This is a genomic window from Oribacterium parvum ACB1 (genome assembly GCF_000238055.2).
GTDB lineage: Bacteria > Bacillota > Clostridia > Lachnospirales > Lachnospiraceae > Oribacterium > Oribacterium parvum.
In genome coordinates this window covers 33,826-59,138 of sequence record NZ_KE148312.1, presented here as the reverse complement: position 1 = coordinate 59,138, position 25,313 = coordinate 33,826, and the positions used below count along the sequence as shown (strand labels likewise).

Here is a 25,313-nt window from a genome sequence, read left to right as displayed (position 1 = left end):
GGGATTTTTTTGCGAAAAACAAAAAAGTCGTTGACAAGGTCAATGGGGGTATAGTAATATATCGTTCGTGCCTTGAAAATTAAACAAAGTACAAATGCGGGTGTAGTTCAATGGTAGAATGTCAGCCTTCCAAGCTGAACACGTGGGTTCGATTCCCATCACCCGCTTTTTTGCCCAGATAGCTCAGTCGGTAGAGCAGAGGACTGAAAATCCTCGTGTCACTGGTTCGATTCCGGTTCTGGGCACTGTGCGCGAGTGGTAGAGTGGTACTATGTCTCCTTGCCAAGGAGAAGGTCGCGGGTTCGATTCCCGTCTCGCGCTCTCAGAGATTAAAAAGAAGCCTGATGATTTCAGGCTTCTTTTTACTTTACAATTTCATATCGCTCTATTATACCGCTTGATAGTAAAAGAGGCTGTAAAAAAATCAAATTAATATAGGGATTCTTTGCAATACATTTTGATTTTTTACAGCCCCTTTTATCACTCTTCTTCTATTTCCTTTACATCAGAACAGAAAAGCATTCTGTTTTTAAATTCTCTTTTGCCGCTCTTCTCTTAGTTATCTCCTGCATCATCCTCGGATACCGTATAGGTAAATCTCTTCTTGATATCCTCATCGGATGCCAGATACTCATCATAGGTCGTAAGCTTGTCAATCAGCTTTCCGTCAATGATTTCCATGATACGGTTTGCGGTGGTTTCCACAACCTGATGATCACGGGAGGCAAAGATAATCACACCCGGGAAGTTCTTTAAGCCGTCATTCAAAGCGGAAATCGCCTCCATATCCAAGTGGTCTGTAGGCTCGTCCAAAATGATGACATTGGAACCCGAAATCATCATTTTCGAGAGCATACAACGGACCTTCTCTCCTCCGGAAAGGACATTGACCTTCTTCACGCCGTCATCCCCCTTAAAGAGCATTCTGCCAAGATAACCGCGGACAAACTGGGTATCCTTGTCCGGGGAATACTGGGTAAGCCACTCTACAATGGTGTCTTCGGAATTGAATTCCTTACTATTGTCCTTTGGAAAATAGGACTGGCTGGTTGTCAGTCCCCACTTATAATCTCCGGAATCCGGCTCCATTTCTCCTGCAATAATCTGCATGAGTACCGTCTTTGCAAGCTCGTTCGGGCCTACAAGAGCCACCTTATCGGTACGGTTTAAGATAAAGCTGATGTTATCGAGAACCTTTACGCCGTTAATCGTCTTTGTCAGGTTTTTGACTTCCAATACATCATTTCCGATTTCCCGGTTCGGCTTGAACTGAATATAGGGGTACTGTCTGGAAGACGGCTTAATGTCATCGAGCTCAATCTTCTCGAGCGCACGCTTTCTGGAAGTCGCCTGCTTTGACTTCGAGGCATTCGCGGAGAAACGCTGGATAAATTCCTGTAACTCCTTAATCTTCTCCTCTTTCTTTCTGTTGGCTTCCTTCTGTTGGCGAACAATCAGCTGAGAAGACTCAAACCAGAAGTCGTAGTTTCCGGCAAAGAGGGTAATCTTTCCGTAGTCAATATCCGCAATATTGGTGCAAACCTTATTCAGGAAATAACGGTCATGGCTGACTACAATGACCGTATTTTCAAAGTTAATGAGGAAATCCTCGAGCCACTCAATGGAAACCAGATCCAAGTGGTTTGTCGGCTCGTCAAGAAGAAGGATATCCGGATTTCCGAAAAGAGCCTTCGCAAGAAGCACCTTTACCTTCTCGGAGCCCTTCAGCTCGTTCATCATCTTGTGGTGCAGCTCCGTTTCGATTCCCAAACCGTTTAGCATGGTCTCCGCATCCGCTTCCGCATTCCACCCGTCCATCTGCGCAAACTCGCCTTCCAGCTCCGCCGCACGAATGCCGTCTTCATCGGAAAAATCCGGCTTGGCATAGAGGGCATCCTTTTCCTTCATCACTTCATAGAGGCGCTTATTGCCCATGATTACCGTGTCCAAAACGGAGAAATTGTCATATTTAAACTGATCCTGCTCGAGAACGGACAAGCGCTGTCCGGGAGTCAGGATAATCTCTCCGGAGGTGGGCTCCAGAGCACCGGAAAGAATCTTTAAGAGGGTAGACTTTCCGGCACCGTTCGCACCGATTACCCCGTAGCAGTTTCCTTCCGTGAATTTGATGTTTACATCCTCAAAGAGGGCCTTTTTCCCCACTCTGTAGGTTACATTACTTGCAGCAATCATGTTTTACCTCTATATTTCCTCATAAAAATACGCTATATTATCCTCCGACAATATAGCATTTATAAGGGGAAAAGGGAAGGGCAAAGGAAACGGGAAAATGATATCTAAAATGATGAATGAGAAAATAATGGAAGGGATTCGTGCGCACATGCAGGACCTCTCCGGATTTGACCGGATAGAGCTATTAGAAATCGAGCCGGGTCACAGTCTTTTCAAAATCGATGTCACGGAAAAGATGCTGAACCACTACGGGGCAGTGCATGGCGGGGCACTTTACACGCTCTGCGACATGGTTTCAGGTATGACCGCCTATGCCTACGGTGTGAGCAATGTCACTCTCTCCGGAAACATCAACTATGTCCGTCCGGCAGGGGTTGGCACACTTTATATTGAGTGCAACACCCTGCACAAGGGAAGAACAACCGTTGTGCAGGATGTCACTGTTCGAGACAAGGAAGAGAAGCTCCTTTGCACGGCCAGAATGACCATGTATATCACCGGGGAAGTAGAATAATATGTAAAGGTATTTCGCTTATTCCACGTCCTCTTTCAAGCGATCATAGGCAAAGCTTGGATTCAGTGTCATGCTTCTTCCACCGGATACTTCAATCGTTGTTGCCGTCATATAGCTTGCGGCATCGGATGCCAAGAACACGATTGGCTTTGCAATTTCTTCCGGTTCAGCCATCCGTCTAAGCAAGGTTCCCATGGCATTTTTCTTTAGCTCCTCTTCCGGAATGGCGGCCTTTGCCAGTGGTGTTGCCGTAAAGCCCGGCATAATGCAACAGACGCGGACATTGTGAGCACAGTATTCTCCAGCAAAGGTATTGGTCAGGTTGTTAATTGCGGACTTTAACGGACCGTACAAAGTACTCCGCCCGGCAGAGGAACAGCGTGCAGCCAAAGAACTCACATTCACGATGGCACCCCCGGTGTTTTTCATGTAGCGAAATGCAGCTTGACAACCATATACCACAGACTTAAAGCAGGTATCCACCATGAGGTTAATCTCTTCCTCATCATATTCTTCCCCTTTTTTATATCCTGTCGTACCTACATTGTTCACCCAGATATCCAGTCTCCCAAAATGCTGGAAGACTTGCTCTGCAAAACGATAATTCTCCTCTCCCTTAGAGACATCCACCACTTCCGCATAAACCGGTCCAAACTTCTCAAGTGCTCCTTTTGCTTCTTCCAGCTCTTCCTTCTTTCTGGAGCAAATAGCAACTGAAGCTCCCTCTTTTAAAAAGGCCTCTGCCGTAGCATATCCGATTCCCTTACTGCCTCCGGTTACGACTGCTACCTTCCCTTTCAATCCCAAATCCATATTATCCTCCTTCTCTCAATCCCCTTCCCTGCGCGGGTTGAATTTCCTTTGCATATCAGGATTCCCCTATTTCAGATTGCTTTAGGACAAGTCATTTCCCTATTTCAGATTGTTCTAGAACAAGTCATTTCTTTATTTCAGATTGCTTTAGAACTTAATCCATCCCAGTACACTTGCCACGGAGCTAAATAAAATAATAGCTACAAAGAAGGGACAAAGATACTTAATCATGAAGTTGAAAATAGCTTTCCTCTTAAACGGTGCACCATTTTTTTCCACTTCATCCGCTATACCCTTAACCGTAATGACACGAACCACCAAAAGACAGGTTGCCATAGCGGCAATCGGCATCATCACGGAGTTTGTTAAGAAGTCAAAAAAATCCAAGAAAGGCATACCCTTAATCAAGTTGATTCCGGAAAGCGGACCATAGCCTAATGCACTCAAGGTTCCTAAAGACACCATAATAAGCGTAAGTACAAAAGTGGATAGCTTGCGATTCCATTTCAATTCATCCTGAAAAGTGGATACAGCACTTTCCGCAAGTGCAATCGCAGAGGTAAGCGCCGCAAAGAAAACCAAAAGGAAGAAGAGGAATCCCACGATTCTTCCAAATCCCATACTGACAAAGATTTTCGGCATAGTGATAAACATAAGGGAGGGACCTGCCTTTAAGACCTCCGGATCGCCGCCCGAAAAAGCAAAAACAGCAGGAATAATCATAAGACCGGCAAGAATCGCAATAGCTGTATCAAAAATCTCGACATTGCCTGTGGACTCTTCAATGGAATGGTCCGACTTCATGTAAGAACCGAAAGTCACCAGTATTCCCATAGCAATAGAAAGAGAGTAGAACATCTGTCCCATGGCGGACACAACCGTCATCCAAGAGAAATTCTTTACATTCGGAATCAGGAAATACGCTACACCTGCCAGTGCCCCCGGTCTTGTAATGGCATAGATTGACAAAACAAGAGCCAATACAACAAGGACAGGCATCATAAAAGTAGAAACCTTTTCAATTCCATTTTCCACACCCATATAGATGATGAGCATAACTAAGAGCGTAAAAACAATAAACCAAAACTCAGTCTGCATCCCGTTTCCGATAAAGCCGGTAAAATATTCTCCTGTTGCTACCGCCGTTTCCTCTCCTCGAACATAGGCAAAGAGGTACTTTAATACCCAGCCGCCGATTACGGAATAGTAGGGTACAATGAGAATCGGAATGACCGCATTGATCCAACCGCCCAAACGGAACATCCAGTCCTTTCCAAAATGCGCATAGGCACCGACCGGACTCTTCCTTGTCATTCTGCCGATGGCGCTCTCCGCAATAATCATGGTATAGCCGAAGGTCAGTACCAAAACAAGATAGATCAGAAGGAAAATTCCTCCTCCGTAGCGCGCAGCAAGATAAGGGAAGCGCCAGATATTCCCAAGTCCCACAGCAGAGCCTGCCGCAGAAAGCACAAAGCCCAATTTTGATGAAAATTTACTTCTTTTCTTTTTCTCGTCCATCTATACTCCTATTCCATTTCCAATAAAACAAAGAGCTCTTTGATTTATCCATATACTATTTTTTAATTAACTATTTTTTCAGCTTCAATATTCCCGGCTTCATTATTTCAGCTTCAATAAAAGGATTTAGCCGGATTATATCTCCTTGCTAAAGAGCTTTAGGGACTGATACAGTCTTGCAACGGGTAAGCCCATCACGTTGTAATAGTCTCCTACTATTCCCTTCACAAAACGGGAAAATGCTCCCTGTATGCCATACGCTCCCGCCTTATCCATGGAATCCCCGGACGCAATATACTCCCGAATTTCCCGCTCGGACATCTTCGCAATATACACTACCGTCTTTTCAGAAAAACCCATTTTCTTCTCTCCATACAGGAGACAAACCCCCGTATAAACTACGTGCTCCTTCCCCGAAAGGGCGGAAAGCATACGATAGGCTTCCTCCTCCGTCTTCGGCTTCCCGAGTATTTCTCCGGAAAATACCACGGTATCCGCTCCGATAATCAGCGTTCTATCATCAAAATGCTTTTGCACTTCTTCCGCCTTTAAAAAGGCCAAACGCTGTGTAAGGATTGCCGGGTCCTTCTCCGTGCTGTTCTCATCCGCCTCACTCGCGTAAACGCTAGGGTTCAAGCCCAGAAGCTTTATCAACTCTATCCGCCTTGGAGAGCGACTGGCAAGCACAATTTTAGGGAATTTTTCTGAAACACTTCCCGTGTTCTGTAACTCCCCCCTGTTCATTTCTATTTCTCTCTTCTCTCTAAGCCTTTTTTCCAGACTGTCGAGTTCTTTTTTATCCATCATTTTTTGTCCTTTTTTCACGTTTTTTCATAAATGTCGCCTTGCATTTTCCTCTTCTTTGTACTATTGTGAAAGCAAATCGACTGATTCAAATCACTAAAAGAAGCAAGATCAGTTTGGGACGGCAAAATTCACTTCATATTGCCATATTTTTAGGAGAAAGGGAATATAAATACCATGAAAATTGAAAATGTAAATAACGTTGAGGGCTTATTTAATCTATTAAACGGTTTAAAAGGTAAAGTAGAACTGATTTCCGAGGAAGGAGACCGCATTAACTTAAAGTCCAAGCTTTCTCAGATGCTTATTATGTCTCAGATGCTGGATAAGGCCTATATTAAGGAGCTTGAGTTAATCGTGCATGAGCCGGAAGATATGAAAAAAGTTGTAGAATTCATGATGGGTGACGCTCATAACTAAGCGTTAAGGAAAAAGAAATGCAAGAATATACAGACGATAAATATTATAATTGCATCGTTGTTGGTGGCGGAGCCTCCGGGCTCGCCGCCATTTCTGCTATGGTGGACCTCGGCGTAACAAATACGATTCTCCTGGAGAAAAGCAACGAAGTCGGCGGTCAACTCTTAACGAATGCGGAGCCGATTGTTCTTTCCGGAAAGACCTTTTCCGGAAAAGAACTGTTAGCACAGTTTTTAAGGCTCATAGAAATCTACGAAATGAAGACTGCTCCGCATACCGCACTCTTATCGATTGAGATGAACAAGAACAGCGGAATGAAAGATGCCTATTTTACAATCTCGGTACAGAACTCCGAGAAAGAGCCGGAAGAGTTCTACTACTGCAACTATATCATTCTCGCGATTTCGGACGATGCTATTACAGCTTTGCGTGCTGATTCAAACAGTCTTTCCGATCCAAGGGTGAAAATCATCCCTAAAGAGACCCCGGTTTCCGGTGCATTGGAACTTGGCGGGAAAACCGGGAGAGAGATGGGAGAACTTCTCCTCCGTGAAAACAAGAAATAAACTAAAAGGAAAAATGAAACCGGATATCGCAGTTTACTTCTCCGCTTCTTCCTCTTTCGTCTTCATAGCAAGCTCCCAAAGTAAGCTTTTTCCTTGTGAAATCTGTAAATCCACACCGGTCTCGTTCGGCTCATCTTCCTCAAACTTGTAATCCTTTTCCGGAAGAATTGCATTTAGAATAATTCCCACCAAAGAACCGGTTGCCAAGCCCGAGAAAGCAATCTGTACTCCAAAGACGTTGAAAATCAATGCCCCTGCACCGGAATAGTTGATTCCTATCGAAAGAACCAAAATCATTGCCGCTACAATGATGTTTCTACTCTTCGAAAAATCCACCTTGGTTTCCACTACATTTCGTACTCCGACTGCGGAAATCATTCCGTAAAGCACCAAAGAAATACCGCCGATAACGGCGCTGGGCATAACTTCAATCACAGCGGAGAACTTCGGACAAAAGCTTAAGAATACGGCAAAAACCGCAGCCAATCGGATAACTCTCGGATCGTACACCTTAGTAAGGCTTAATACACCGGTATTTTCACCATAAGTTGTATTTGCCGGTGCACCGAAAAGAGAAGCCAAAGTCGTTGCCAATCCGTCACCGGTAAGAGTTCGGTGCAGACCCGGATCCTTCATATAGTTTATTCCCACAGTAGAGGAAATAGCGGAAATATCACCGATATGCTCCATCATGGTTGCAAAGGAGATAGGAATAATCGTAAAGCAACTGCTAAGCAATAGGGCCGGATCCAGATTTCCGCTTGTAAAGAGAGAAAATACCGTTCTGTTGTACTGTACCGGGAAACCGAACCAAGCCGCATTTTTCACAGGCTCAAAATTTATGAATCCCAAAACTGCCGCTAGCAGATAAGAAACCAAAACGCCAAGAAGGATGGGAATGATTTTCACCATGCCTCTTCCGAAAATATTGCAGACAATAACCACTACTATGGCGGTTAAAGCCAATGCCCAATTGCTGGAACAGTTTTCCACCGCAGACTTGGATAGGTTTAAACCGATTGCAATAATAATTGGGCCCGTTACTACCGGAGGGAAGAACTGCATAACTTTTTTTGCCCCGAATGCCTGAAAAGCAAAAGCCAGAATCAGGTACATCAACCCGGCAAGGGCGACACCGAAACAAGCATAAAGAAGTAATTCCGGCTCCTTATTCGGTGCAATACTCATATAGCCCGCAAGGAATGCAAAGGAAGAGCCGAGGAATGCAGGAACCTTCTTTTTCGAAATCAAGTGGAACAGAAGTGTTCCAAGTCCTGCAAAAAGTAATGTAGAGGAGATAGGCAGACCTGTAAGTAAAGGCACAAGTACCGTAGCACCGAACATCGCAAAGAGATGCTGGAATCCTAAAACAAAGAATCTCCACCCCCCCAAAGATCTTGCATCAAAAATAGCCTCTTCACCAAACTTTTTTATCGTCTTTACTTGCTCTTTCACGTCTTCCCCCTTCTCTTTAAAATACAATTCAATCCGCCTGCTTGTTCATCTTAAAAATTGCCGTTCCCTATCATACTCCCTTGCATTTTTTCTGTCAAAGAGAAAGGATATATCTCTAAAGAAAAAAGTTTATAAAAGCGTCACTTTTATCTTTTTAGATTTAGTGATAAAATATAGGCAATAATCTACATCATAAATTCAAATTTCAATTTTATAAGTAATTTGCACGAATCGAAAATAACTTTTATACATCCGTTTCCACAAAAAGGCGGGATGGGGGTATATAATACTAAAGATAATGCTTGGAGGTATGACATCATGGAAATTAGACAGCTGCATTCTTTTATAAAAATCGTTGAGTTGCAAAGCTTCTCCAAGGCAGCAGAAGCTCTGGGTTATACCCAAGCCGCTGTCACCATCCAGATTCGTCAATTGGAGCTGGAATTTAATACTCGCTTTTTTGATCGAGTAGGAAGACACGTGGAGTTAACCCCACCCGGAAAGAAGTTCCTTCTCTATGCCAATGAAATATTAAGGAAGGTAGATGATGTACATACCATTTTAGGCACCACGGTGGTACGTGATCATAAGTTGCGCATCGGTACCTTAGAGTCTCTTTTAAACTTTAAGCTACCTGAGGTTATAACTTATTTCTATCGTCATTATCCCTCCATCTCGTTAGAGATTAAATCCGGCACACCAAAGGAATTGAATGAGATGTTGGATCACAACCAGATTGACCTAGCATATTACATTGATCAGAAAGTTTACGGGCAAAACTGGGAAAAGACGCTGGAAGAACCGGAGTCCGTTATTTTCGTTGCCGCAAAAGATGCCGATTTGCCGGAGAAGAGCGAATACCTTCTTCCGGAGCTTTTGAATCTGCCCTTCTTCTTAACAGAGAAGGATTCCAACTATCGTTTTGCACTTGAACAGGAGTTGGCATCACAGCACCTTACCATTCGTCCATTTTTTGAAACCAGAAATACGGAAGTGATTATTGAACTGATTAAGGAAAATAAGGCAATTTCCTTCCTTCCTTACTATGCCGTACAAAAAGCCATTGAAGAGGGCTCTTTGCGCAAGCTGGAAGTGAAAGATTTTCAGCTTACCATGTATCGGCAACTTTTCTATCACAAGGACAAGTGGATGACGGAAGAGATGAAGAAATTTATCAGCTTAAGCGATGCATCAATGTTATAAAAGAATGAAAGAAAAACCCGGCTTGTGGACTTTCCACTAACCGGGTTTTTTTCTATTATTGGGCTTATAGAAGGCTTATAGAACAAAACGTGTTGCTATTTTTTCCTTGGATTAGGGCGCATCGCTTTTTCTCTCCGCTTCTACGAGCGCTTCAGTAAACGCATTGCATTTACAATACAAATCACGGTCACTCCCACATCGGCAAAAACAGCCGCCCACATATTGGCAAAGCCGAAAGCACTAAGCAGTAAAACAAGGATTTTTACACCAAGAGCAAAAGCTATATTCTGTGTAGCAATTCTCACCGTTCTTCTTCCTATGGAAATCACTCTTGGAATCTTAAGCAAATCATCATCCATAATGACAATATCCGCCGCTTCTATAGCGGCATCCGATCCCATACCGCCCATGGCAATCCCTACGTCCGAACGGGAAAGTACCGGCGCATCATTGATGCCGTCTCCCACAAAAGCAAGATAACTGCTTTGTTTTCCATCCTTTTTCAATCCCCTAAGCAGTTCCTCTACCTTTTCTACCTTATTCGCCGGAAGAAGTTCACTGTAAACCCTATCCACTCCCAGAATTTCACCTACTTCTTCCGCCACAGGGCGACTGTCTCCTGTGAGCATTACGATTTCCTTAACGCCTTCCTCCTTCATTTTCATAATGGCTTCATGGCTGTTTTCTTTTATTTCATCCGCAATATAAATTTTTCCCAGATAAGAGGAATCTACCGCAACATGGCATACTGTAGCACAGTTTTGCTCTCCCGTCTGATAGGCAATGCCGAATTCCTCCATAAGCTTTTCATTTCCAACAAGAACTCTGCTGGACTGCACTCTTGCAATGAGCCCCTTACCGCTTCGATTTACAATTTCTTCCGGTGTAAGCAGCTCCTGATCACCAAACCACCTCTCCTTGTATGCCTGTAAAATGGATTGTGCAATCGGATGCGTGGATCCGTTCTCCACGATTGCTGCCGTATTCAGAAGCACATCCTCGGAAATCCCTTCCTCCGGACATAAGCTTTTTACCACAAAGTTTCCCTTGGTCAGTGTTCCCGTCTTATCCGTTACCAGAATAGACAGCTTGGAAACAAGCTCTAAATAGTTCGATCCCTTAACAAGAATTCCCTCCCGGGATGCTGCACCGATTCCGCCAAAGAAGGAAAGCGGAACAGAGATAACCAAGGCGCAGGGACAAGATACAACAAGGAAGGTACAGGCTCGATAAAGCCAAGTGATTGGCGGGTGCATCTTCCAAACCACCGGTGGAAAAACACCGATTACCACACCAAACAGCAATCCGAGATTCGGAATAATAGCAAGCGCCAGAGCGGCAAACACGACAATCGGGGTATAAATCCGAGCAAATCGGGTAATAAAGTTCTCCGTCTTGGACTTCTTTTCCGAAGCCTCTTCGACAAGCTCAAGAATCTTCGATACGGTAGAGTCCTCAAAGCACTTTGTGGCCTCTACACGAAGAAGACCTTCTCCGTTAATACAACCGGAAATAATAGTATCTCCCGGAAAAACGGATCGCGGTACGGACTCCCCTGTAAGGGCTGCCGTATTCACCATACTTTCTCCACTCCGCACAATCCCGTCCACGGGTACCTTTTCTCCCGCTTTAATGAGAAGAATATCTCCGATTTTCACCTCATCCGGGTCAACCGTTTCTATGCTTCCATCTTCCCGTTCTACATTCGCATACTCCGGAACAATGTCCATCAGCTCTTTAATGGAAGCACGACTCCGCCCGACTGCATAGCTTTGGAAGAGTTCTCCGACCTGGTAAAACACCATTACCGCAACAGCTTCCGCAAACTCACCTGCAAAAAAAGCACCGACGGTGGCAACGGTCATAAGCAGAGCTTCGTCAAAAGGGCGGCGGTTTTTAATCCCAAGAAAGCACTCTCGAACCACATCATATCCACTGATAAAATAGGGAATAAGATAGAGTGGCAGAAAGAAAAGCGGATGCTCATTGAAAATGGGAATCAGCTTCACTTTTTCCACCAGTATCAAAAGTAAAAAAAACGCCACTGATACCGCAACTCGATTTCTTTCTTTTTTTAACTTCTCCGACATCTTCTCTCCCCTTAATTCTTTCTACTCCAAAACAACCCCTTTATCTCATCGGCTTTTTGTCTGCATTTTTATCCGGCTCCATGTCTGATTTTTTTCCGGATTTTTGTCCGGCCTCTTTTCCTCATTCTATCTGCTAAAAAAGCTTCTTATTTATCAAGCAGAGAGTCCTTTTTTTATACTCCCATTACCTTAAAATCCGGCTCGATGGTTTTTCCGATACGGATTGCCTCTTTCAAGATTTCGTCAAAGCGTTCATCTTCTGCTTCCAAAGTAAACTTCTGCATCATAAAATTGACCTTTGCAGACTGCACTCCGTTAATCTTACTGATTGCATCCTGTACCTCTGCAGCGCAGTTTGCACAATCGATTTCACAATCATATTTCTTTTTCATTTTTATCCCCTCCTTATTTCTTCGACAAAAGTTTCGAAACTTATTCCTCTATGTGTTCTATCCCCATAGCGATGATTGTTTTGACATGATCATCCGCAAGAGCATAAACAATGCTTTTCCCCTCTCTTCTTCCCTGCACAAGCTTTGTCGTACGGAGTATCTTTAGTTGATGAGAGACTGCTGATTGGTTCATTTCCAGATCTTGGCAGATTTCCGTGACATTTTTCTCGCCCGAAAAGAGGTCATACAAAATCTTAATCCGGGTGGAATCTCCAAATACCTTGAACAGTTCGGAGAGGTCATAGAGCGTATCCTTTATTTTTTTAAGCTTTGTTTCCACCTATCCCTCCTTTCCTTTTGGATTTTACCTACCGAAGTTCTACATGCACTTGTTAAAAATGAAATCCTGCACTCTTAACGAGCTATATCCGCTAAGAGCAAGGTATCTAAGGCTTCCTCTGCTCGGCTTATAAACAACAAACAGAATCAATACATGAATATATTATCATATATTGATTCTATGTCAATTCTTTTTTCTTTTATTTCGTTTTTTTAAAGGAGCAGGCAGATTGGAAGCTCTTCCTGCAAGAGATGACCGGCTTAGAAAATCTCCCCTTAAACAAATACATATTCCTTTAGTCTCCTGAAAGCCTCTTCCACCCTACTCTTCGGAAGTGCGAGATTCATGCGGAGGTGCGTCATTCCGTGGAACATCTTTCCGTCCTGCACGGCGACTCCAACCTCCCAGCATCTCTTCTCCAGCTCCTCTAAGGAAAGCGTATGACTCTCCAAATATTTACCGCAGTCAAGGAAGAGCATATAGGTTCCCTGCGACTTCATTACGGAAATCCCCGGGAGATTCTCCTCTATAAAAGCACAGGCAAAGTCCCTGTTTTCGGAAAGAACGGAAAGAAGTTCCTTAAGCCACAGCTTCCCTTCCTCGGAATACGCGCCGATAAGAGCATGCATGGAAAGCACATTCATGGAATTATAGTGGCTTAAGGAAGTCTCCTTTTCCATTCTGTCCTGCAAGGTCTTGTTGTAGCAAATGTGATATGCCCCGACAAGACCTGCCAGATTAAAGGTCTTGGACGGCGCATATAAAGCGATAGTGTGCATTTTAGCATAGTCGCTCACAGACTGCGTCGGGATATGATGAAAGCCCGGCATAATGATATCCGACCAGATTTCATCGGAAATGACCTGCACATCATACTTTTCATAAAGTGCCATAGCTTTCTTAAGCTCGGAACTTTCCCACACTCTCCCCGAGGGATTATGAGGAGAGCAGAAAATAGAAGCATGGATTTTTTCCTCCCTTAGCTTCCTTTCCATATCATCAAAGTCTATCCTCCAAATCCCCTCTTCATCACGATACAAAGGACTGGAAACGATGGTATAGCCGTTATTGATAAGACTTCTTGTAAATCCGACATAGGTCGGAGAATGCAATAGGACCTTATCCCCTTTAGAGCAGAAGATACTTAGCGCGGAAAGAAGACCCCCGAGAACTCCATTTTCGTAGGAAATGTTTTCCGGAAGTAAACTCTCTGCCCCGTTCTGCGTTTTCTGCCAGTCTATAATCCCCTTATAATACGCTTTACTCGGCTGAAAATAGCCGAAGCAGGGATGCATGATTCTGTCCGCCATGGCTTTCTGAATGCAGGGTGCTGTAGGAAAGTTCATATCCGCAACCCACATCGGAATCGCATCAAAACCCTCTTTCGGTGCCTTGGGTGCAGCCGGCAGCTTCCCGATTCCGTCAATTGCTGTCGCGTCCTTCCCCTGCCTATCTATAATACTTGTAAAGTCGAATTGCATCGTTTGCTCCTTTCTCTTTTTTCTCTCTTCTTTTCTCTCTTCTTTTCTTTCTTCTTTTTTCTTTCTTCTTTTTTCTTTCTCTTTTCTTTTCTGTCTCTTTTTTTCTTCTCTAGCTTTAGCTCTTCTCTCTTTGCTTTTTCCTTTTTTCTTTTCCACTTATTTCTATCAAAAAAGCTTTCTTCTTATTATACCTAAAAAATCCTCTTGCAGAATAAAATCTCCTCCCTTTCTTTCGTACTTTTAGTAGCGAACGATATTGTAGAAAGGTCATTCCCCTCCCCCCTTTATATTTTTCTCTCTCCCGCCGATAGGAAAGGCATGGGGAGGCTCTTCTCTTACCCTTCCCTTTTCGATGCGGAAATAGGGAGGAATAGAATGAAAAAGAATATAAGGAAAAAAACAAGGCTTTTCCGTGCGCCGATGAGTCTTATCCATAGCTTAGGAAACTCACTCCGTGTCTTACTGGGCTCACTCCGTGCCTTTCCGGGCTCACTCTGTCTCTTACCGAGCTTGCTCTGTGCCTTCATGAGCTTCGTCTTTCTTCTTTCCGGTACTGCACAGGCAGACTGGGTAAAGGGAGAAAGTAAAAATGCATGGTGGTTTGATTTTGGAAATGGGGATTATTTCAAGTCCTCTTGGCAATGGATTGACGGCAATCAGGATGGCATTGCAGAATGTTACTGTTTTGATGAAAATGGTTGGATGTATGAAAACACTATTACCCCTGACGGATATACTGTTAATGGAAATGGGGCTTGGACAGTAAGCAACATTGTTCAAACTAAACCCTCAGATTTGATTCCTAAGAATAATACGAATAATAGTGTTAACACCGTAAGCAATACTTTCACAGAAACACAAAACAATAATCTTGCCGAAACAAGAAGCTATGAAGAAAATCAAAGCAATGAAGATTTTAATGAAAAGCAAGATGAATATCGGGCAGATCTTTTAAGAAGAGTGAACAAATACAGAGATAGGCAAGGTTTGAACACTTTGGAAGAAAACGACTATCTAAACGAAATGGCACAGATTAGGGCTGAAGAATTAAGTATACGGATGTCTCATGCTAGACCAGATGGCGAAATTTTAATGGGGAAATATGGAGTGAATGGCGAAATTATTACAAAAGGACCGAAAACTCCAAAAGATGCTTTTCTTGCTTGGAAAGGAAGTGAACAACACAATAAATTAATGCTTCATGGTGATTATTTAACGTTCGGTTCTGGATATTATGTTGATGGGAACGGAAAGTCTTATTGGGTTGTTTTGTTTAGTACTGACATGAATCCATATTAAAAATAATCCACAAAAAAAGAGAGGAATTCCCTCTCTTTTCTTTTTACATCTCAATATGATCTACATCGTAATTTTTTATTTTGTTTACGATGTCGGAATGGTTCACGGAACTAATGATGATGTTATCATACTGTTCTTGTATATCTTGATCCGTAACAAATTTCAACAATACCTCAAAACTATCCTCATCTAAATGATCCGTATCATCAATAATTAAGAAACCAGAACCAGAAAACAGATTAACGAGATCCGTCATAAGAACAATGGCTAATATCTTTTCCCCAGCAGATAAAGAAGTATAGGGTAAAAATGGTTTTAATTCTCCAAGTTGGAATAACATTGTGAGTCCATCCTTTACCAACAATTTCACTTTCATCCCCGTTTTCAATACGGTTGCCCGTTCATTACACACATCCTCAATTGGTTCAACAAGGGTTCTAATAAAATCAGAAACAACTGGACCTTTGATGTCTAAGGACTTTACAATGAAGTTAAGAACATTATATTCTCTTTTGTTTTTCCAGAATCCATTATATCTATTTTGCATATCTTTATATTTCTTAATCTTATTTAATTCTGCAATCACATTTGCTTTCTCAGCGGAATAACTTGTAATAGAAATTTCTTCTGGTTTCTCTGGAATTTCAATCTTCATTTTTGAAAGTCTTTCTTTCTCATTAATGAAATTCATTTTCTTATTCCAATTTTCTCTATTCTCATAGAAAATCTTGATTTTACTATTTAATTCATTAATTTCATTTTGAGACTTTGTGATATTCTCATCGGAAAGTTTGATGCTATTTTCAATGTCGGAAATACTTTCAAGTAATTCTTTTTTGAATGGTGATTTATCTGTTGTACAACAAATCTTATCGTGCCTTAAAACCATATCCGAATATGGAGTATAGGCAATTTTTCGGCCACCTGCTATACTGAAAAAAGACGCAAGCTTGGTTCTTAAGCGCCGGAATAATCAAGTCTTTTTCTACCTCTATTTTTTCTATTTATTTCCGTTGTATCTATTTCTATTTTTTCGTTTTATTTTTACACCATATCTATTGCTATATTCATTCTATTTCTGTACTCATGTTATTTCTATGCTCTGCTTTTATTTTTGTAATCTATTTTTTCAATCTGATTCTATTTCCATTCTCTTCTGAAAGGAGGCAGTCTATGCCTAGTATTAAGGGGTTTTCCAAATCCAAAGAGCATCTTAGTCCGGAGCAGAAGTTTTTGTCCGAGCTGATTCTTATGGACGATATTTTCATGCGAATCGTTTTAAAAGATAAGAAATGTACCGAATTTATTCTACAAACCATTTTACAGAAACCGGACTTAAAGGTTAAAACGCAAAGTATTCAAAGTGATTTAAAAAATCTGCAGGGACGCTCTCTTATTTTGGATTGTCTTTGCAGTGATACAAAAGGCACAGTATACAATATAGAGGTTCAAAACGATTCGCATGGAGCGAGTCCAAAGCGTGCTCGCTATCATTCCGGACTCATTGATATGCATATTTTAAAAAAAGGAAAACTTTTGAAAATTTGCCCGAAAGCTATGTTATATTTATCTGTGCAAAGGACGTTTTAAAAGAGAACAAACAGATTTATCATATTTCCAGAATAATACAGGAATCCGGCAAGAAGTTTCCGGATCAGGCGGAAATCATTTACCTAAATACAAGTAAAGACAGCGAGAATGAATTGGGAAAGCTGATAGAGGATTTCTACACCAAAGATCCGAAGAAGATGCATTCCAAGGTTCTTGCCAAAAGAGTCGCTGATCTAAAAGAAAACAAAAATATAGAGAAGGGAGAGCGTGACGCCATGACAACATATTACGATCGATTAAAAAAACAATGGGAGAAAGAGGGAATGGCAAAGGGTAAGGAAGAAAGCGAAAGCAAGATGGCTAAGCTGATGGGTTTACTCGTAAGAGAAGGAAGAATTGCGGACATTGAAAAAGCCTCCGAGAGCCCCGACTACAGAAAGGCTCTGCTCCAAGAGTTTCAATTGTCATAAGGGGATGCTACAAAAAACGACCGAAAACAAGTTTAACGGTAGTAAATAGTCGCCGATCTAAAAGAAAATAAAAATGTAGAGAAGGGAGAGCTTTCCCTTATCTGTTATTACAAAAATTTTAGAACTATAAAGCATTTTTTCGTTGCAATAGGCCCCGACTTCCCGTATTGTAAAACAAAGAATGTACTCGAGATACCGCACGCTTTGCGAGCGATACTCGCTGTAAAGAAAAAGGCTTTATCTTTAAATGAGATATTCGGCTTTTACCGGATAAAGTCCTGTTTTTGAAGAATATGGAGGTAAATATGGCTCAAGTAAGATTTTTTTATGTAAACGGTTGCCCCTACTGCGCACAGGCAAGAAAGGCAAGAGAAGAACTCATTTCGGAGAACCCGGAATACGGCAAAGTGGAATTTGAGGAAATCGATGAAGGACTGCACCCCGAGATTGCCGATCAGTACGATTACTGGGCAACTCCGGCGATGTTCGTAAAAGAAGAAAAAATTTACGAAGCACATGTCGGAGAAAAGTACGCCGAAGCAAAGGAAAATGTAAGGAGAGTGCTGGAAGCAGCATTAAAGGCATAAAGAGAAAAAATAGGCTTGAAAACAAAGCTGTAGTAATTTGCTGTGCAGGTCCGTTGCAGGGTAATCTGAGCCCGTGGGTACTTGCGAAAAACAAATGTAATGCTGTTTTTCGCTTAGTATCCCCTACTGGGCGAGGTTAGCGAGAGCGTGCCCTGCAACGGACCTGCACAGTGTAAAAGCTTTGTTTTCAAGCCTATTTTTTGTGTATCTATCTCTTATCTTCTCCGAATCGAAACGCTTCCGGAGCCTTTCTACTTCTGAATACAATCCGCAAACTCGCCCTGTAGGAAACTGACTAATTCTTTCGGAGAGAGGACAAGCTGTGCTCCTCTTCTTCCGGCGGAGATAATGAAGCTCTCCCGCTCCCTTGCTTCTTCCTGTACAAAGGTCGGGAAAAGCTTTTTCATTCCGACCGGACTGCAGCCTCCCCGGATATAACCGGTAATCCCTAGTAAATCCTTCATAGGGAGCATTTCCACCTTTTTATTTCCGGAAAGCTTCGCGCATTTTTTCAGGTCAAGCTCCTCGGCTACCGGAATTAAAATCACAAGGTAGCCCGTCTTATCGCCCTTTAGAACCAAGGTCTTATACATACTCTCCGGCGGAACACCGAGCAGTTCCGCAACATGCACGCCGGAGAGGTCATTTTCATCGACGGGGTACTCTCTTTCCTCATAGGAAATCTTCGCCTTGTCGAGAATCCTGCACGCATTGGTTTTTGTTTCTTTTCCCATACTATTCTCCTAACTTTAAGAAACTCGCCCCTTCTCCATCTCATAAATCCGGTCGGCAAGGGACATGGTGGATTGTCTGTGAGAAACCAGCACTACGGTCTTTCCTTCTTTTTCCCTCTCTAAGGACTGCAAAATAATTCCCTCGTTTAAGACATCGAGATTACTGCTAGGCTCGTCGAGAAGCAGAAGCTCCGCATCGTGGAGGAAGACTCTTGCGAGACCGATTCGTTGCTTTTCTCCATCAGAAAGAGAATCTCCAAGCTCGCCCACCTTCGTTTCATATCCTTTAGGGAGGCTCATGATAAAGTCATGAATGCTTGCTTTCTTCGCTGCATTTTCAATCTCTTCCTGCGTAGCGGAGAGCTTTGCGACCGCAATATTTTTCCCGATGCTGTCCTGGAAGAGAATGGTATCCTGTGTCACATAGCTCGTCATTTTGCGAAGGCAGTCCGTATTGATTTCCTTCACATTTTTTCCGGAAAATAAAATCTCTCCCTGTTTCGTATCCCAGAAACGCATAAGCAGCTTTAAAAGAGTGGATTTTCCGGAGCCGCTGACACCGTGAATCCCGAGAACCTTTCCCTTCGGAATGTCCATCGAAACCTGATTCAGAATGATTTCATCCTGATAAGAAAATGTAAGTTTTTCGACGTTTGCACCGTTAAATACAATATTTTCTCCGTTCGATATCTCTTCTACCGCCGGCTCCTCCTCTAAAAGGGAAAGTACCCTCTCTCCGGAGGCCAAGGTCTGGTTTAAGGTATTGGAAAGAGAAGAAAGTGCTACAACCGGTCCAAAGGAGCTCATCATGGCAAGGGTGGAAAGGAGCAGAGCGGAAAAGCTTGCGGCATGGCTCTGATAGAGGAAAAGCATGGTAAAAAACATTCCCCAGGAAAACAGCTGAATTGCAAGATTCGTCACCGCACGCTGTGAACCCTCAAAGGAGCTTAAGTTTCTCTGGAAAGCGGAGAGTCTTTTCGACCTTTCGTCCATTTCCATAGCCTGCTTTTCTCCCACATGGTATTGCTGGATTTCATCCAGACCGTAGAGACTGTCCAAAACAAAGTTATTTAACTCTCCCATCTCGCTTCTCAGTGCCATGCCGGCTTCTGCACTGCGCTTTCCGTTCCAAATGGGAAGTAGCACGCCGACAGTAAGGTAGGCAAAAAAAGCAATCCCCCCTGCCAGGATATGTTGCTTTCCGATAAAAATCAGCATAATCAGCGAAGTCAAAAAGGCAATGGCAATCGGGGAAACGGTATGCGCAAAAAAGACCTCTAAAAGTTCGATGTCCGAAGTAATCACGGAGATGAGATTCCCCTTTTCCTTTCCCTCCAGCTTTGCCGGGCAGAGTTTTCTTAATATGGCAAATACCTTGTGACGGATAATCGCTAAGATTCGAAAGGCAATGTAGTGGTTGCAATACTGTTCACCGTAGTGCAGGATTCCACGCGCTGCGGCAAAGAGGAGAATCACGGTAAAGAGCTTCTGCCATGAGCCTGTAGCAAAAGAGAAGAAGCCCCCCGGCATAGAAAAGCTAGCCCCGGAAAGGCCATGCAGGGCAGGAAGCTCCAAAATCCCCTTTAGGATTCCGTATCCCCCGAGAATGGTAAGGAAGATTGCACATAAAAATCCTAAAACGCCTAAGATAATGCCGGTCAGCATCACTCCCGTAAGAGGCTTTATAAGAACGATAAGTTTCCGCATAATCGCCAAGTCCGACCTTCTTTTATTCATGCTTTTCCCCTCCTTCCTCTACCGTATCTTCCCTTTCTCCTGTTTTATCCTGCAAGTCTTCCATATGCCCCGGTTCTTCCATACCAGTATCTCTTTGTGTTTCTACAAAACTTTCTTTATGTCTTCCTGCAGAACTCTCTTTGTTTTTATCCGAATAGCATTCCAGCTCCTTTTGTTCCTTAAACAAACGGCTGTAGCTGCCTCCCTTTTTAAGGAGCTCCTCATGCTTTCCGGCTTCCGCCACTCTACCGTTTTCCAACATAAAAATACAATCACTCCCTACAACATTGGCGAGTCTATGGGAAATCAGGAGTATCGTTCTGCTCTTTGCGAGCTCATGAATGACCTCCATAATCATTTCTTCACTTTCCGCATCGATATTCGAGGTCGCTTCATCAAAGATATAGACCGGAGAATCGTGGAGGAGTGCTCTTGCAAGAGAAAGTCTCTGCTTCTGCCCTCCGGAAATATTGCTGCCGTTCGAGAGGAGTGGCATTTCCAGTCCACCCTGTGCTTCCACGAAAGAGAGAAGATTTACCTTCCTTAAGGCCTCCTTCATTTCCTCCTCTGTCGCGGAGGGCTTTCCGAGAAGAAGATTCTCCCGCACAGTCCCCTTAAAGATCCAACTGTCATGCCCGATCATCGTCATTTTATCGAGGATAGACCGAGACGAAAATTCCGTAAGCTCTCTTCCGTTTAACTTTACGGAGCCTTTATAGCCCTTATTTTTCCCCATAAGAATCCCGGCTATCGTGGATTTTCCAGATCCGGAAAGACCCACGAGGGACACAAAGGAGCGCGCGGGAATCTCCAGTTCGACATCACGAAGGATTTCCCGACTCTCCTCATAGGAAAAGCAAAGTTTCTCCATAGAAATCCGTATTTCTTTTTCTTCCAGTACAGCTTTCCCGTCTTCCGCTTCCGGAAGATCCAGAAAAGCAAATATTCGGTCACTTGCCTTCATGCCGTTCATGCCGATATGAAAGAAGCTTCCGAGCAGTCGCATGGGGAGAAAGAATTCCGCCGCAAGGAGGATAATCATTAAAACACCGGAAAGGGAAATTGCCCCTTTGGAAAATTGGCCAAGTGCCGAGATGATTCCGACTGCCGCCCCGCCGTAAGCGATAATATCCATCACCGAAGTACTGTTTAACTGCATGGAAAGCACCTTCATCGTGATTTTCCGGAAAAGCTCCGCTTCCCTGTCCATGTCCTCCGCTGCAGCCTGATCCGCCTGATAAATCTTTAAGGTGGTCATGCCCTGCAGCTTTTCCAAAAAGCTGTCGCCCAGTCCATAATAGATTGCAAAATAGTTGCTGAGCAATTTTTTGGCTACAATCATAACAAGCATAATGACAATAGGAATAAGAGGCACAGCAAGTAGGAGGAGCAGTGCCGTTTGAACGCTGATACGCGAGAGGATAAAGAAGAGGGTAATCGGAGCCAAAAGGGAGTAGAAGAACTGACTTAAGTACCTTCCGAAATAGGTTTCCAGCTGTTCCACGCCTTCTCCTGCCATTTGCACGATTTCCGCGCTGTTTACGCTTTCTCGATAAGACGGCCCGAGAGAGAGCATTTTCTCATAAATCTTATTCCGAAGAATTCTCTTTACATCCGCACTGGCATGAAAGCTCGCCTTTGTATACAGGCGGTCGCAGAGAAAGCGAAAGCCCAGTCCGAGCAGAACAATCCCCATAGTCAGGGCTATTCCCTCCGTACTGAGATTCTCGCGCCAAGCATTCTCTAAGAGATGGGCAATATTGTACACAATCACGACCTCGGCAAGGAGCGAAATCCATTGCCATACTATCTGCTGTACGATATACTTTCCGGCCCCCTCTAAGAGCCGAATCAAACGCATTTTAATCATTAATTCTCCCTTTTCTTTTATCTATTTACACTTTCTTTTTCCATTATTTCAGTTTTATCCCCTAAGCATCCGGCTTTTTTCCCGCTTTCTTATTTTTCATTCCCTCTACCGCATGGGAAATGGATAAAATCGGATGGTAGAGCAGCATATTCTTTCCGCCCTATTTATGCTACAATATCGAAGTATTTATGATGCAAAAAAAGTTTTCGGAAAGGTTTTTATGAAAAAATATCTGCGCTTTAGCTATCCTATTTTGGCTGTGCTTTTCACGCTGATGCTTTACTTTATTCTTTTTGTCAGTGCTTTTGACTTAGCTTGTTATAACAACTCCTCTTATTATAGAAAAGAATTTAAAAAATTCAAAGTAGAAGAAAGTCTTAAGGAATATAGGGGGGAGGAAATTCCTCTTTCCGATTTGGAAAATGTGATGCAGGAAACTCTGCGTTATCTTCGGGGGGAGCGGGAGAATCTCTTGATTCCCGTTTCGGTAAATGGAGAAAGTACCGAGTTCTATCAGGAGGATGAGGCTTCCCACATGGCGGATGTTCGGGTGCTGTTTACGACAAGTCTTACACTACGCACCATGTTTATTCTTTCCTGCCTCGCCATTCTCTTTTTCCTTCTGATTTTGGAGCACGGAAGAGCCTTCTATATTCTGGGAAAGGGCTTTCTCTTTACTTCTATAGGACTGCTTTTTCTCCTGCTGCTTCTTTCCCTCTATTCCGTAATGCATTTTGATACCGCGTTTACAGAGTTTCATCATATTTTCTTCTCACAGGGAAACTGGGAGTTTGATCCTAGCCTGAGCCGCATGATTGACATTATGCCGGAGGAATTTTTTGCAGATACCGCCCTAAGAATTCTTATGCATTATCTTTTCCTTTTGGCCTTCCCCTTCCTCGTAAGCTTTTTCTTTGTGAAAAGAGCTAAGGGCTGGGGCTATCCCAAAGAAGTATAAAGGAGTTTTATGGAAGAATATAAAATCGAAGAAAGAAAGGCCGTCTTAGTCGGTGTTCAGTTTCCGGACAATAAGGATTTTTCTCTCGATATGGAGGAGCTTTCCGGACTTTGTGAAGCTTTAAGCATTCGTCCCGTAACAAGCCTTAGTCAGAGCCTTGTGAGAGAAGACAGCGCAAGCTTTATCGGAAGCGGTAAGGTGGAAGAGGTACGAGAAGCCATTCTGTTCCATGAGGCAAATCTCGTTATTTTCCAAAATCCGCTTTCCCCCTCTCAGCTTCACAATCTAACAAAAGCACTTCCCTGTGAGGTTTTAGACCGCACACAGCTTATTTTACAAATCTTCTCGGAAAGAGCGAAAACCAAGGAAGCGAAGATGCAGGTAAAGTACGCCACACTCCAATATATGCTTCCCCGCCTTGTCGGCTTACGGGAAAATCTATCCCGTCAGGGTGGTGCTTCCGGCTCCCTTTCCAACCGTGGTTCGGGAGAAAAGCAGATCGAGCTGGATAAGCGGAAAATTCAGGAGGAAATGGCTATCCTCCGTAGAGAATTAAAAAAGCAGGAGGAAGTGCGAAAGGTAAAAAGGCAAAAAGGGATAGGTCCGCCATTCCAAGGGTGGCGCTGGTCGGCTATACCAATGCAGGAAAGTCCAGTCTTATGAATGCACTCCTTGCCCTCAGTAAGGAAAATCAGGCAGAGGGCGTAGAGGAAAAAGATATGCTTTTTGCCACCCTCGACACCACCATTCGAAGAATTGTACAGGAGAAGGGGGAAGAATTCCTGCTTGCCGATACGGTAGGCTTCATCCGTTCACTTCCGGACAAGCTCCTCGATGCCTTTCACTCCACCTTGGAAGAAGCCGTGGAAGCGGATTTGATTTTACAGGTCGTGGATTACAGTGACGAAAATTATCAGAAACACATGGATGCCACGCTGGACACCCTAAAGAAGCTGGAAGCCGGGCATATTCCCATGCTCTATGTGATGAATAAATGCGATAAAGTTCTTCCCTTGGAAGAGCTTCCGAAGCTGCGAGGCGAAAAGCTATACATTTCCGTAAAAGAAAAGCTGGGCATAAAAGAGCTTGTCGAAAAGATTTCGCAAGTCCTCTCGGCAGGTCTAAAGCAGGTAGACATCCTTCTTCCCTATACCGCTTCCGCCTATGAAAGCAGAATCCGCAGCGAAGGGAAGCTCCTCTCCCTCTCCTACGAAGAAGAAGGCATCCTGATTTCCGCCAAAGTTCCGGCTGCCTTGGAGGCACAGCTCGAAATATATAGCTTGACGAAATAGCCCAAAGTAATAGCGGCGATTTTTCGTTATTGATAGAGTTTTGCAAGCAGAATATCACATCCACTTTGCATAATACAGACATACATAGAGCTCCGGCTATCCTCTTAAGTAAAGTGTGCGGAGACTCCGGCACTTAACGAACACGAGCGACGCGAAGTGCGAGTTTAGTACCGCTGAGTCGGAGCCCAAGCGAGAGCGCCTTTACGAAAGAGGATAGCCGGAGCTCTACTCGTTTTAAGCAGAGTCTATATATACCTCAAAATCACCGCCACAATCCGCCCTTTCTTCGTGTTCTTCTCCACCCCGATATAACGAAACTTTCCCAGTCCCCGGACGGAGATTTTTTCTCCGCCCTTTAGACTGCTGCTGCCTTTTACCGTTATCCCGTCCCGGTAAACGAGTTCCTTTTGGAAGTACTCCTGCGCGTTTCCTCTCGAAAGATGGAAAACGGCGGAAACAACGGCATCCAATCGCTCGGAAGGCACAAAAATCCGCTCTTCAACCTCTCTTCTCTCTATCCCTTCCGTATCCATAACTTCCCTTACTTCTACAGTAGTGTGTCGGATAGTCGTAAGATTTTCCGCAACATAGTCCTTCATTTTCCGTAATAGAAAAAGGTAGGAGATGCTTTCCTGAAAAAGGATATCCCCAACCTGCTCTCTGGTAATTCCCAGATTCATCACTGCGCCGAGAATATCTCTATGAGAGAGCTTTTCTGCGAATTTTTCCTGCTTTCCCCGAATTTCCAGGATAGAAAAGGGCGCATTTTCTCCGAAAAGAGAACTTTTACACTCTTCCTCCGTCATAAACCTCGGGTAGAAAACAAAGAGCTGTCTTTCCCCATTTTCCGGCAAAAGAAAATAGGAGGCGCCTCGCTCCCCCTTGATACTTTGCAGGAACTTTGCCCGTTCCTCTTCCGACAGAAAGGCGCTTGTTGTCGCGTAACCTCGCTCCTCCGCCATGCGCCGTAGATCTTTACTATGTGAAAGGATATCTTCTTTTTCTTTCATGATGGCTCTATCT

At 43.5% G+C, this 25,313-nt stretch carries 23 protein-coding genes, 3 tRNA genes and 1 pseudogene; 13 read left to right on the top strand and 14 right to left on the bottom strand.

Features of this window, described 5'->3' with window-relative positions; translation table 11 throughout:
* Positions 1-96: 96 nt before the first annotated feature.
* The 3 genes from HMPREF9625_RS00300 (at position 97) to HMPREF9625_RS00290 (ending at position 321) form a co-directional block, all read left to right on the top strand.
* Positions 97-167: transfer RNA gene (locus HMPREF9625_RS00300), tRNA-Gly, on the top strand.
* Between the two features lie 5 nt (positions 168-172).
* Positions 173-245: transfer RNA gene (locus HMPREF9625_RS00295), tRNA-Phe, on the top strand.
* Between the two features lie 4 nt (positions 246-249).
* Positions 250-321, top strand: a tRNA-Gly gene (locus HMPREF9625_RS00290).
* Positions 322-555: 234 nt separating this feature from the next.
* Here HMPREF9625_RS00290 and HMPREF9625_RS00285 read toward each other — a convergent pair.
* On the bottom strand, positions 556-2,193 hold the full coding sequence (locus HMPREF9625_RS00285; protein WP_009535282.1) for an ABC-F family ATP-binding cassette domain-containing protein: 1,638 nt from the start codon (positions 2,191-2,193) through the stop codon (positions 556-558).
* Between the two features lie 97 nt (positions 2,194-2,290).
* Between HMPREF9625_RS00285 and HMPREF9625_RS00280 the strand changes: the two genes are divergently transcribed.
* A complete protein-coding gene (locus tag HMPREF9625_RS00280) occupies positions 2,291-2,707 on the top strand; it encodes a PaaI family thioesterase (RefSeq protein WP_009535283.1) in 417 nt (138 codons plus the stop codon).
* A gap of 18 nt (positions 2,708-2,725) precedes the next feature.
* On the opposite strand, the gene HMPREF9625_RS00275 is transcribed toward HMPREF9625_RS00280, so the two are convergent.
* From HMPREF9625_RS00275 to HMPREF9625_RS00265, 3 genes are all read right to left on the bottom strand, one after another.
* A complete protein-coding gene (locus tag HMPREF9625_RS00275; RefSeq protein WP_009535284.1) occupies positions 2,726-3,520 on the bottom strand; it encodes an SDR family NAD(P)-dependent oxidoreductase in 795 nt (264 codons plus the stop codon).
* A 147-nt stretch (positions 3,521-3,667) separates the two neighbouring features.
* Positions 3,668-5,041, bottom strand: coding sequence for a sodium-dependent transporter (locus HMPREF9625_RS00270; protein WP_009535285.1), 1,374 nt, complete (start codon positions 5,039-5,041; stop codon positions 3,668-3,670).
* Between the two features lie 135 nt (positions 5,042-5,176).
* A complete protein-coding gene (locus HMPREF9625_RS00265; protein ID WP_009535286.1) occupies positions 5,177-5,848 on the bottom strand; it encodes a Maf family protein in 672 nt (223 codons plus the stop codon).
* Between the two features lie 174 nt (positions 5,849-6,022).
* On the opposite strand from HMPREF9625_RS00265, the gene HMPREF9625_RS00260 reads away from it, so the two are divergent.
* Positions 6,023-6,265: a hypothetical protein gene (locus HMPREF9625_RS00260; RefSeq protein ID WP_009535287.1), complete on the top strand. Its 243-nt coding sequence runs from the start codon at positions 6,023-6,025 to the stop codon at positions 6,263-6,265.
* 17 nt (positions 6,266-6,282) lie between these two features.
* A complete protein-coding gene (locus HMPREF9625_RS00255; protein WP_009535288.1) occupies positions 6,283-6,831 on the top strand; it encodes an NAD(P)-binding protein in 549 nt (182 codons plus the stop codon).
* Between the two features lie 33 nt (positions 6,832-6,864).
* Here the strand turns inward: HMPREF9625_RS00255 and HMPREF9625_RS00250 are convergent, their stop codons facing one another.
* Positions 6,865-8,286 carry a uracil-xanthine permease family protein gene (locus HMPREF9625_RS00250; protein ID WP_195891278.1) on the bottom strand — a complete coding sequence of 474 codons (1,422 nt, stop codon included), beginning with the start codon at positions 8,284-8,286 and terminating at the stop codon, positions 6,865-6,867.
* A gap of 318 nt (positions 8,287-8,604) precedes the next feature.
* Here HMPREF9625_RS00250 and HMPREF9625_RS00245 point away from each other — a divergent pair, with 318 nt between their 5' ends.
* Positions 8,605-9,489 (top strand): LysR family transcriptional regulator, encoded by an 885-nt coding sequence (locus HMPREF9625_RS00245; protein ID WP_009535290.1) that lies wholly within the window; start codon positions 8,605-8,607, stop codon positions 9,487-9,489.
* Between the two features lie 140 nt (positions 9,490-9,629).
* Here the strand turns inward: HMPREF9625_RS00245 and HMPREF9625_RS00240 are convergent, their stop codons facing one another.
* The 4 genes from HMPREF9625_RS00240 to HMPREF9625_RS00225 all read right to left on the bottom strand — a co-directional run bounded on the left by HMPREF9625_RS00240 (position 9,630) and on the right by HMPREF9625_RS00225 (position 13,792).
* On the bottom strand, positions 9,630-11,579 hold the full coding sequence (locus HMPREF9625_RS00240; protein WP_009535291.1) for a heavy metal translocating P-type ATPase: 1,950 nt from the start codon (positions 11,577-11,579) through the stop codon (positions 9,630-9,632).
* Between the two features lie 173 nt (positions 11,580-11,752).
* Positions 11,753-11,971 carry a cation transporter gene (locus HMPREF9625_RS00235; RefSeq protein ID WP_009535292.1) on the bottom strand — a complete coding sequence of 73 codons (219 nt, stop codon included), beginning with the start codon at positions 11,969-11,971 and terminating at the stop codon, positions 11,753-11,755.
* Positions 11,972-12,011: 40 nt separating this feature from the next.
* Positions 12,012-12,311 carry an ArsR/SmtB family transcription factor gene (locus HMPREF9625_RS00230; RefSeq protein ID WP_009535293.1) on the bottom strand — a complete coding sequence of 100 codons (300 nt, stop codon included), beginning with the start codon at positions 12,309-12,311 and terminating at the stop codon, positions 12,012-12,014.
* Positions 12,312-12,586: 275 nt separating this feature from the next.
* Entirely contained in the window at positions 12,587-13,792 is a 1,206-nt protein-coding gene (locus tag HMPREF9625_RS00225) for a MalY/PatB family protein (RefSeq protein WP_009535294.1), read from the bottom strand.
* Positions 13,793-14,167: 375 nt separating this feature from the next.
* On the opposite strand from HMPREF9625_RS00225, the gene HMPREF9625_RS00215 reads away from it, so the two are divergent.
* Positions 14,168-15,091: a CAP domain-containing protein gene (locus HMPREF9625_RS00215; protein WP_009535295.1), complete on the top strand. Its 924-nt coding sequence runs from the start codon at positions 14,168-14,170 to the stop codon at positions 15,089-15,091.
* Positions 15,092-15,134: 43 nt separating this feature from the next.
* Here the strand turns inward: HMPREF9625_RS00215 and HMPREF9625_RS00210 are convergent, their stop codons facing one another.
* Positions 15,135-15,980: a P-loop NTPase family protein gene (locus HMPREF9625_RS00210; RefSeq protein ID WP_009535296.1), complete on the bottom strand. Its 846-nt coding sequence runs from the start codon at positions 15,978-15,980 to the stop codon at positions 15,135-15,137.
* A 284-nt stretch (positions 15,981-16,264) separates the two neighbouring features.
* On the opposite strand from HMPREF9625_RS00210, the pseudogene HMPREF9625_RS11595 reads away from it, so the two are divergent.
* Positions 16,265-17,112, top strand: a pseudogene (locus HMPREF9625_RS11595) (PD-(D/E)XK nuclease family transposase).
* A gap of 305 nt (positions 17,113-17,417) precedes the next feature.
* Positions 17,418-17,699 carry a thioredoxin domain-containing protein gene (locus HMPREF9625_RS00200; protein WP_009535298.1) on the top strand — a complete coding sequence of 94 codons (282 nt, stop codon included), beginning with the start codon at positions 17,418-17,420 and terminating at the stop codon, positions 17,697-17,699.
* Between the two features lie 251 nt (positions 17,700-17,950).
* On the opposite strand, the gene ybaK is transcribed toward HMPREF9625_RS00200, so the two are convergent.
* Genes ybaK through HMPREF9625_RS00185 form a run of 3 tightly spaced genes read right to left on the bottom strand, consistent with a single transcriptional unit; the run spans position 17,951 to position 22,040 of the window.
* A complete protein-coding gene (gene ybaK / locus HMPREF9625_RS00195) occupies positions 17,951-18,433 on the bottom strand; it encodes a Cys-tRNA(Pro) deacylase (protein WP_009535299.1) in 483 nt (160 codons plus the stop codon).
* Between the two features lie 15 nt (positions 18,434-18,448).
* The gene (locus HMPREF9625_RS00190) at positions 18,449-20,170 is read right to left on the bottom strand and encodes an amino acid ABC transporter ATP-binding/permease protein (RefSeq protein ID WP_009535300.1); all 1,722 of its coding nucleotides are present in this window, start codon (positions 20,168-20,170) and stop codon (positions 18,449-18,451) included.
* Positions 20,163-22,040, bottom strand: coding sequence for an ABC transporter ATP-binding protein/permease (locus HMPREF9625_RS00185; RefSeq protein WP_009535301.1), 1,878 nt, complete (start codon positions 22,038-22,040; stop codon positions 20,163-20,165). The genes HMPREF9625_RS00190 and HMPREF9625_RS00185 overlap by 8 nt, the downstream gene beginning before the upstream one ends.
* 220 nt (positions 22,041-22,260) lie before the next feature.
* On the opposite strand from HMPREF9625_RS00185, the gene HMPREF9625_RS00180 reads away from it, so the two are divergent.
* The 3 genes from HMPREF9625_RS00180 to HMPREF9625_RS11410 are packed head-to-tail and all read left to right on the top strand — an operon-like array spanning position 22,261 to position 24,290.
* Positions 22,261-22,998, top strand: a complete 738-nt coding sequence (locus HMPREF9625_RS00180; protein WP_242822696.1) for a TIGR01906 family membrane protein — start codon at positions 22,261-22,263, stop codon at positions 22,996-22,998.
* A gap of 9 nt (positions 22,999-23,007) precedes the next feature.
* Complete coding sequence (locus HMPREF9625_RS11415; RefSeq protein ID WP_016361577.1) at positions 23,008-23,661, top strand: HflX-like GTP-binding protein; 654 nt, start codon at positions 23,008-23,010, stop codon at positions 23,659-23,661.
* Entirely contained in the window at positions 23,658-24,290 is a 633-nt protein-coding gene (locus HMPREF9625_RS11410; RefSeq protein ID WP_016361576.1) for a GTPase, read from the top strand. The genes HMPREF9625_RS11415 and HMPREF9625_RS11410 overlap by 4 nt, the downstream gene beginning before the upstream one ends.
* A gap of 245 nt (positions 24,291-24,535) precedes the next feature.
* Here HMPREF9625_RS11410 and HMPREF9625_RS00170 read toward each other — a convergent pair whose 3' ends face one another.
* Positions 24,536-25,300: a YlmH family RNA-binding protein gene (locus HMPREF9625_RS00170; protein WP_009535304.1), complete on the bottom strand. Its 765-nt coding sequence runs from the start codon at positions 25,298-25,300 to the stop codon at positions 24,536-24,538.
* Between the last annotated feature and the right edge of the window lie 13 nt (positions 25,301-25,313).

Bases quoted from the DNA above. Each gene is read 5' to 3' on its own strand.
- ybaK (WP_009535299.1), bottom strand. From the start codon at position 18,433: ATGGGAAAAGAAACAAAAACCAATGCGTGCAGGATTCTCGACAAGGCG.
- HMPREF9625_RS00225 (WP_009535294.1), bottom strand. From the start codon at position 13,792: ATGCAATTCGACTTTACAAGTATTATAGATAGGCAGGGGAAGGACGCG.
- HMPREF9625_RS00185 (WP_009535301.1), bottom strand. From the start codon at position 22,040: ATGATTAAAATGCGTTTGATTCGGCTCTTAGAGGGGGCCGGAAAGTAT.
- HMPREF9625_RS00200 (WP_009535298.1), top strand. From the start codon at position 17,418: ATGGCTCAAGTAAGATTTTTTTATGTAAACGGTTGCCCCTACTGCGCA.
- HMPREF9625_RS00180 (WP_242822696.1), top strand. From the start codon at position 22,261: ATGAAAAAATATCTGCGCTTTAGCTATCCTATTTTGGCTGTGCTTTTC.
- HMPREF9625_RS00280 (WP_009535283.1), top strand. From the start codon at position 2,291: ATGATATCTAAAATGATGAATGAGAAAATAATGGAAGGGATTCGTGCG.
- HMPREF9625_RS00215 (WP_009535295.1), top strand. From the start codon at position 14,168: ATGAAAAAGAATATAAGGAAAAAAACAAGGCTTTTCCGTGCGCCGATG.
- HMPREF9625_RS00210 (WP_009535296.1), bottom strand. From the start codon at position 15,980: ATGGTTTTAAGGCACGATAAGATTTGTTGTACAACAGATAAATCACCA.
- HMPREF9625_RS00170 (WP_009535304.1), bottom strand. From the start codon at position 25,300: ATGAAAGAAAAAGAAGATATCCTTTCACATAGTAAAGATCTACGGCGC.
- HMPREF9625_RS00235 (WP_009535292.1), bottom strand. From the start codon at position 11,971: ATGAAAAAGAAATATGATTGTGAAATCGATTGTGCAAACTGCGCTGCA.
- HMPREF9625_RS00265 (WP_009535286.1), bottom strand. From the start codon at position 5,848: ATGATGGATAAAAAAGAACTCGACAGTCTGGAAAAAAGGCTTAGAGAG.
- HMPREF9625_RS00270 (WP_009535285.1), bottom strand. From the start codon at position 5,041: ATGGACGAGAAAAAGAAAAGAAGTAAATTTTCATCAAAATTGGGCTTT.
- HMPREF9625_RS00240 (WP_009535291.1), bottom strand. From the start codon at position 11,579: ATGTCGGAGAAGTTAAAAAAAGAAAGAAATCGAGTTGCGGTATCAGTG.
- HMPREF9625_RS00255 (WP_009535288.1), top strand. From the start codon at position 6,283: ATGCAAGAATATACAGACGATAAATATTATAATTGCATCGTTGTTGGT.
- HMPREF9625_RS11415 (WP_016361577.1), top strand. From the start codon at position 23,008: ATGGAAGAATATAAAATCGAAGAAAGAAAGGCCGTCTTAGTCGGTGTT.
- HMPREF9625_RS00190 (WP_009535300.1), bottom strand. From the start codon at position 20,170: ATGAATAAAAGAAGGTCGGACTTGGCGATTATGCGGAAACTTATCGTT.
- HMPREF9625_RS00275 (WP_009535284.1), bottom strand. From the start codon at position 3,520: ATGGATTTGGGATTGAAAGGGAAGGTAGCAGTCGTAACCGGAGGCAGT.
- HMPREF9625_RS00285 (WP_009535282.1), bottom strand. From the start codon at position 2,193: ATGATTGCTGCAAGTAATGTAACCTACAGAGTGGGGAAAAAGGCCCTC.
- HMPREF9625_RS11410 (WP_016361576.1), top strand. From the start codon at position 23,658: ATGAATGCACTCCTTGCCCTCAGTAAGGAAAATCAGGCAGAGGGCGTA.
- HMPREF9625_RS00245 (WP_009535290.1), top strand. From the start codon at position 8,605: ATGGAAATTAGACAGCTGCATTCTTTTATAAAAATCGTTGAGTTGCAA.
- HMPREF9625_RS00260 (WP_009535287.1), top strand. From the start codon at position 6,023: ATGAAAATTGAAAATGTAAATAACGTTGAGGGCTTATTTAATCTATTA.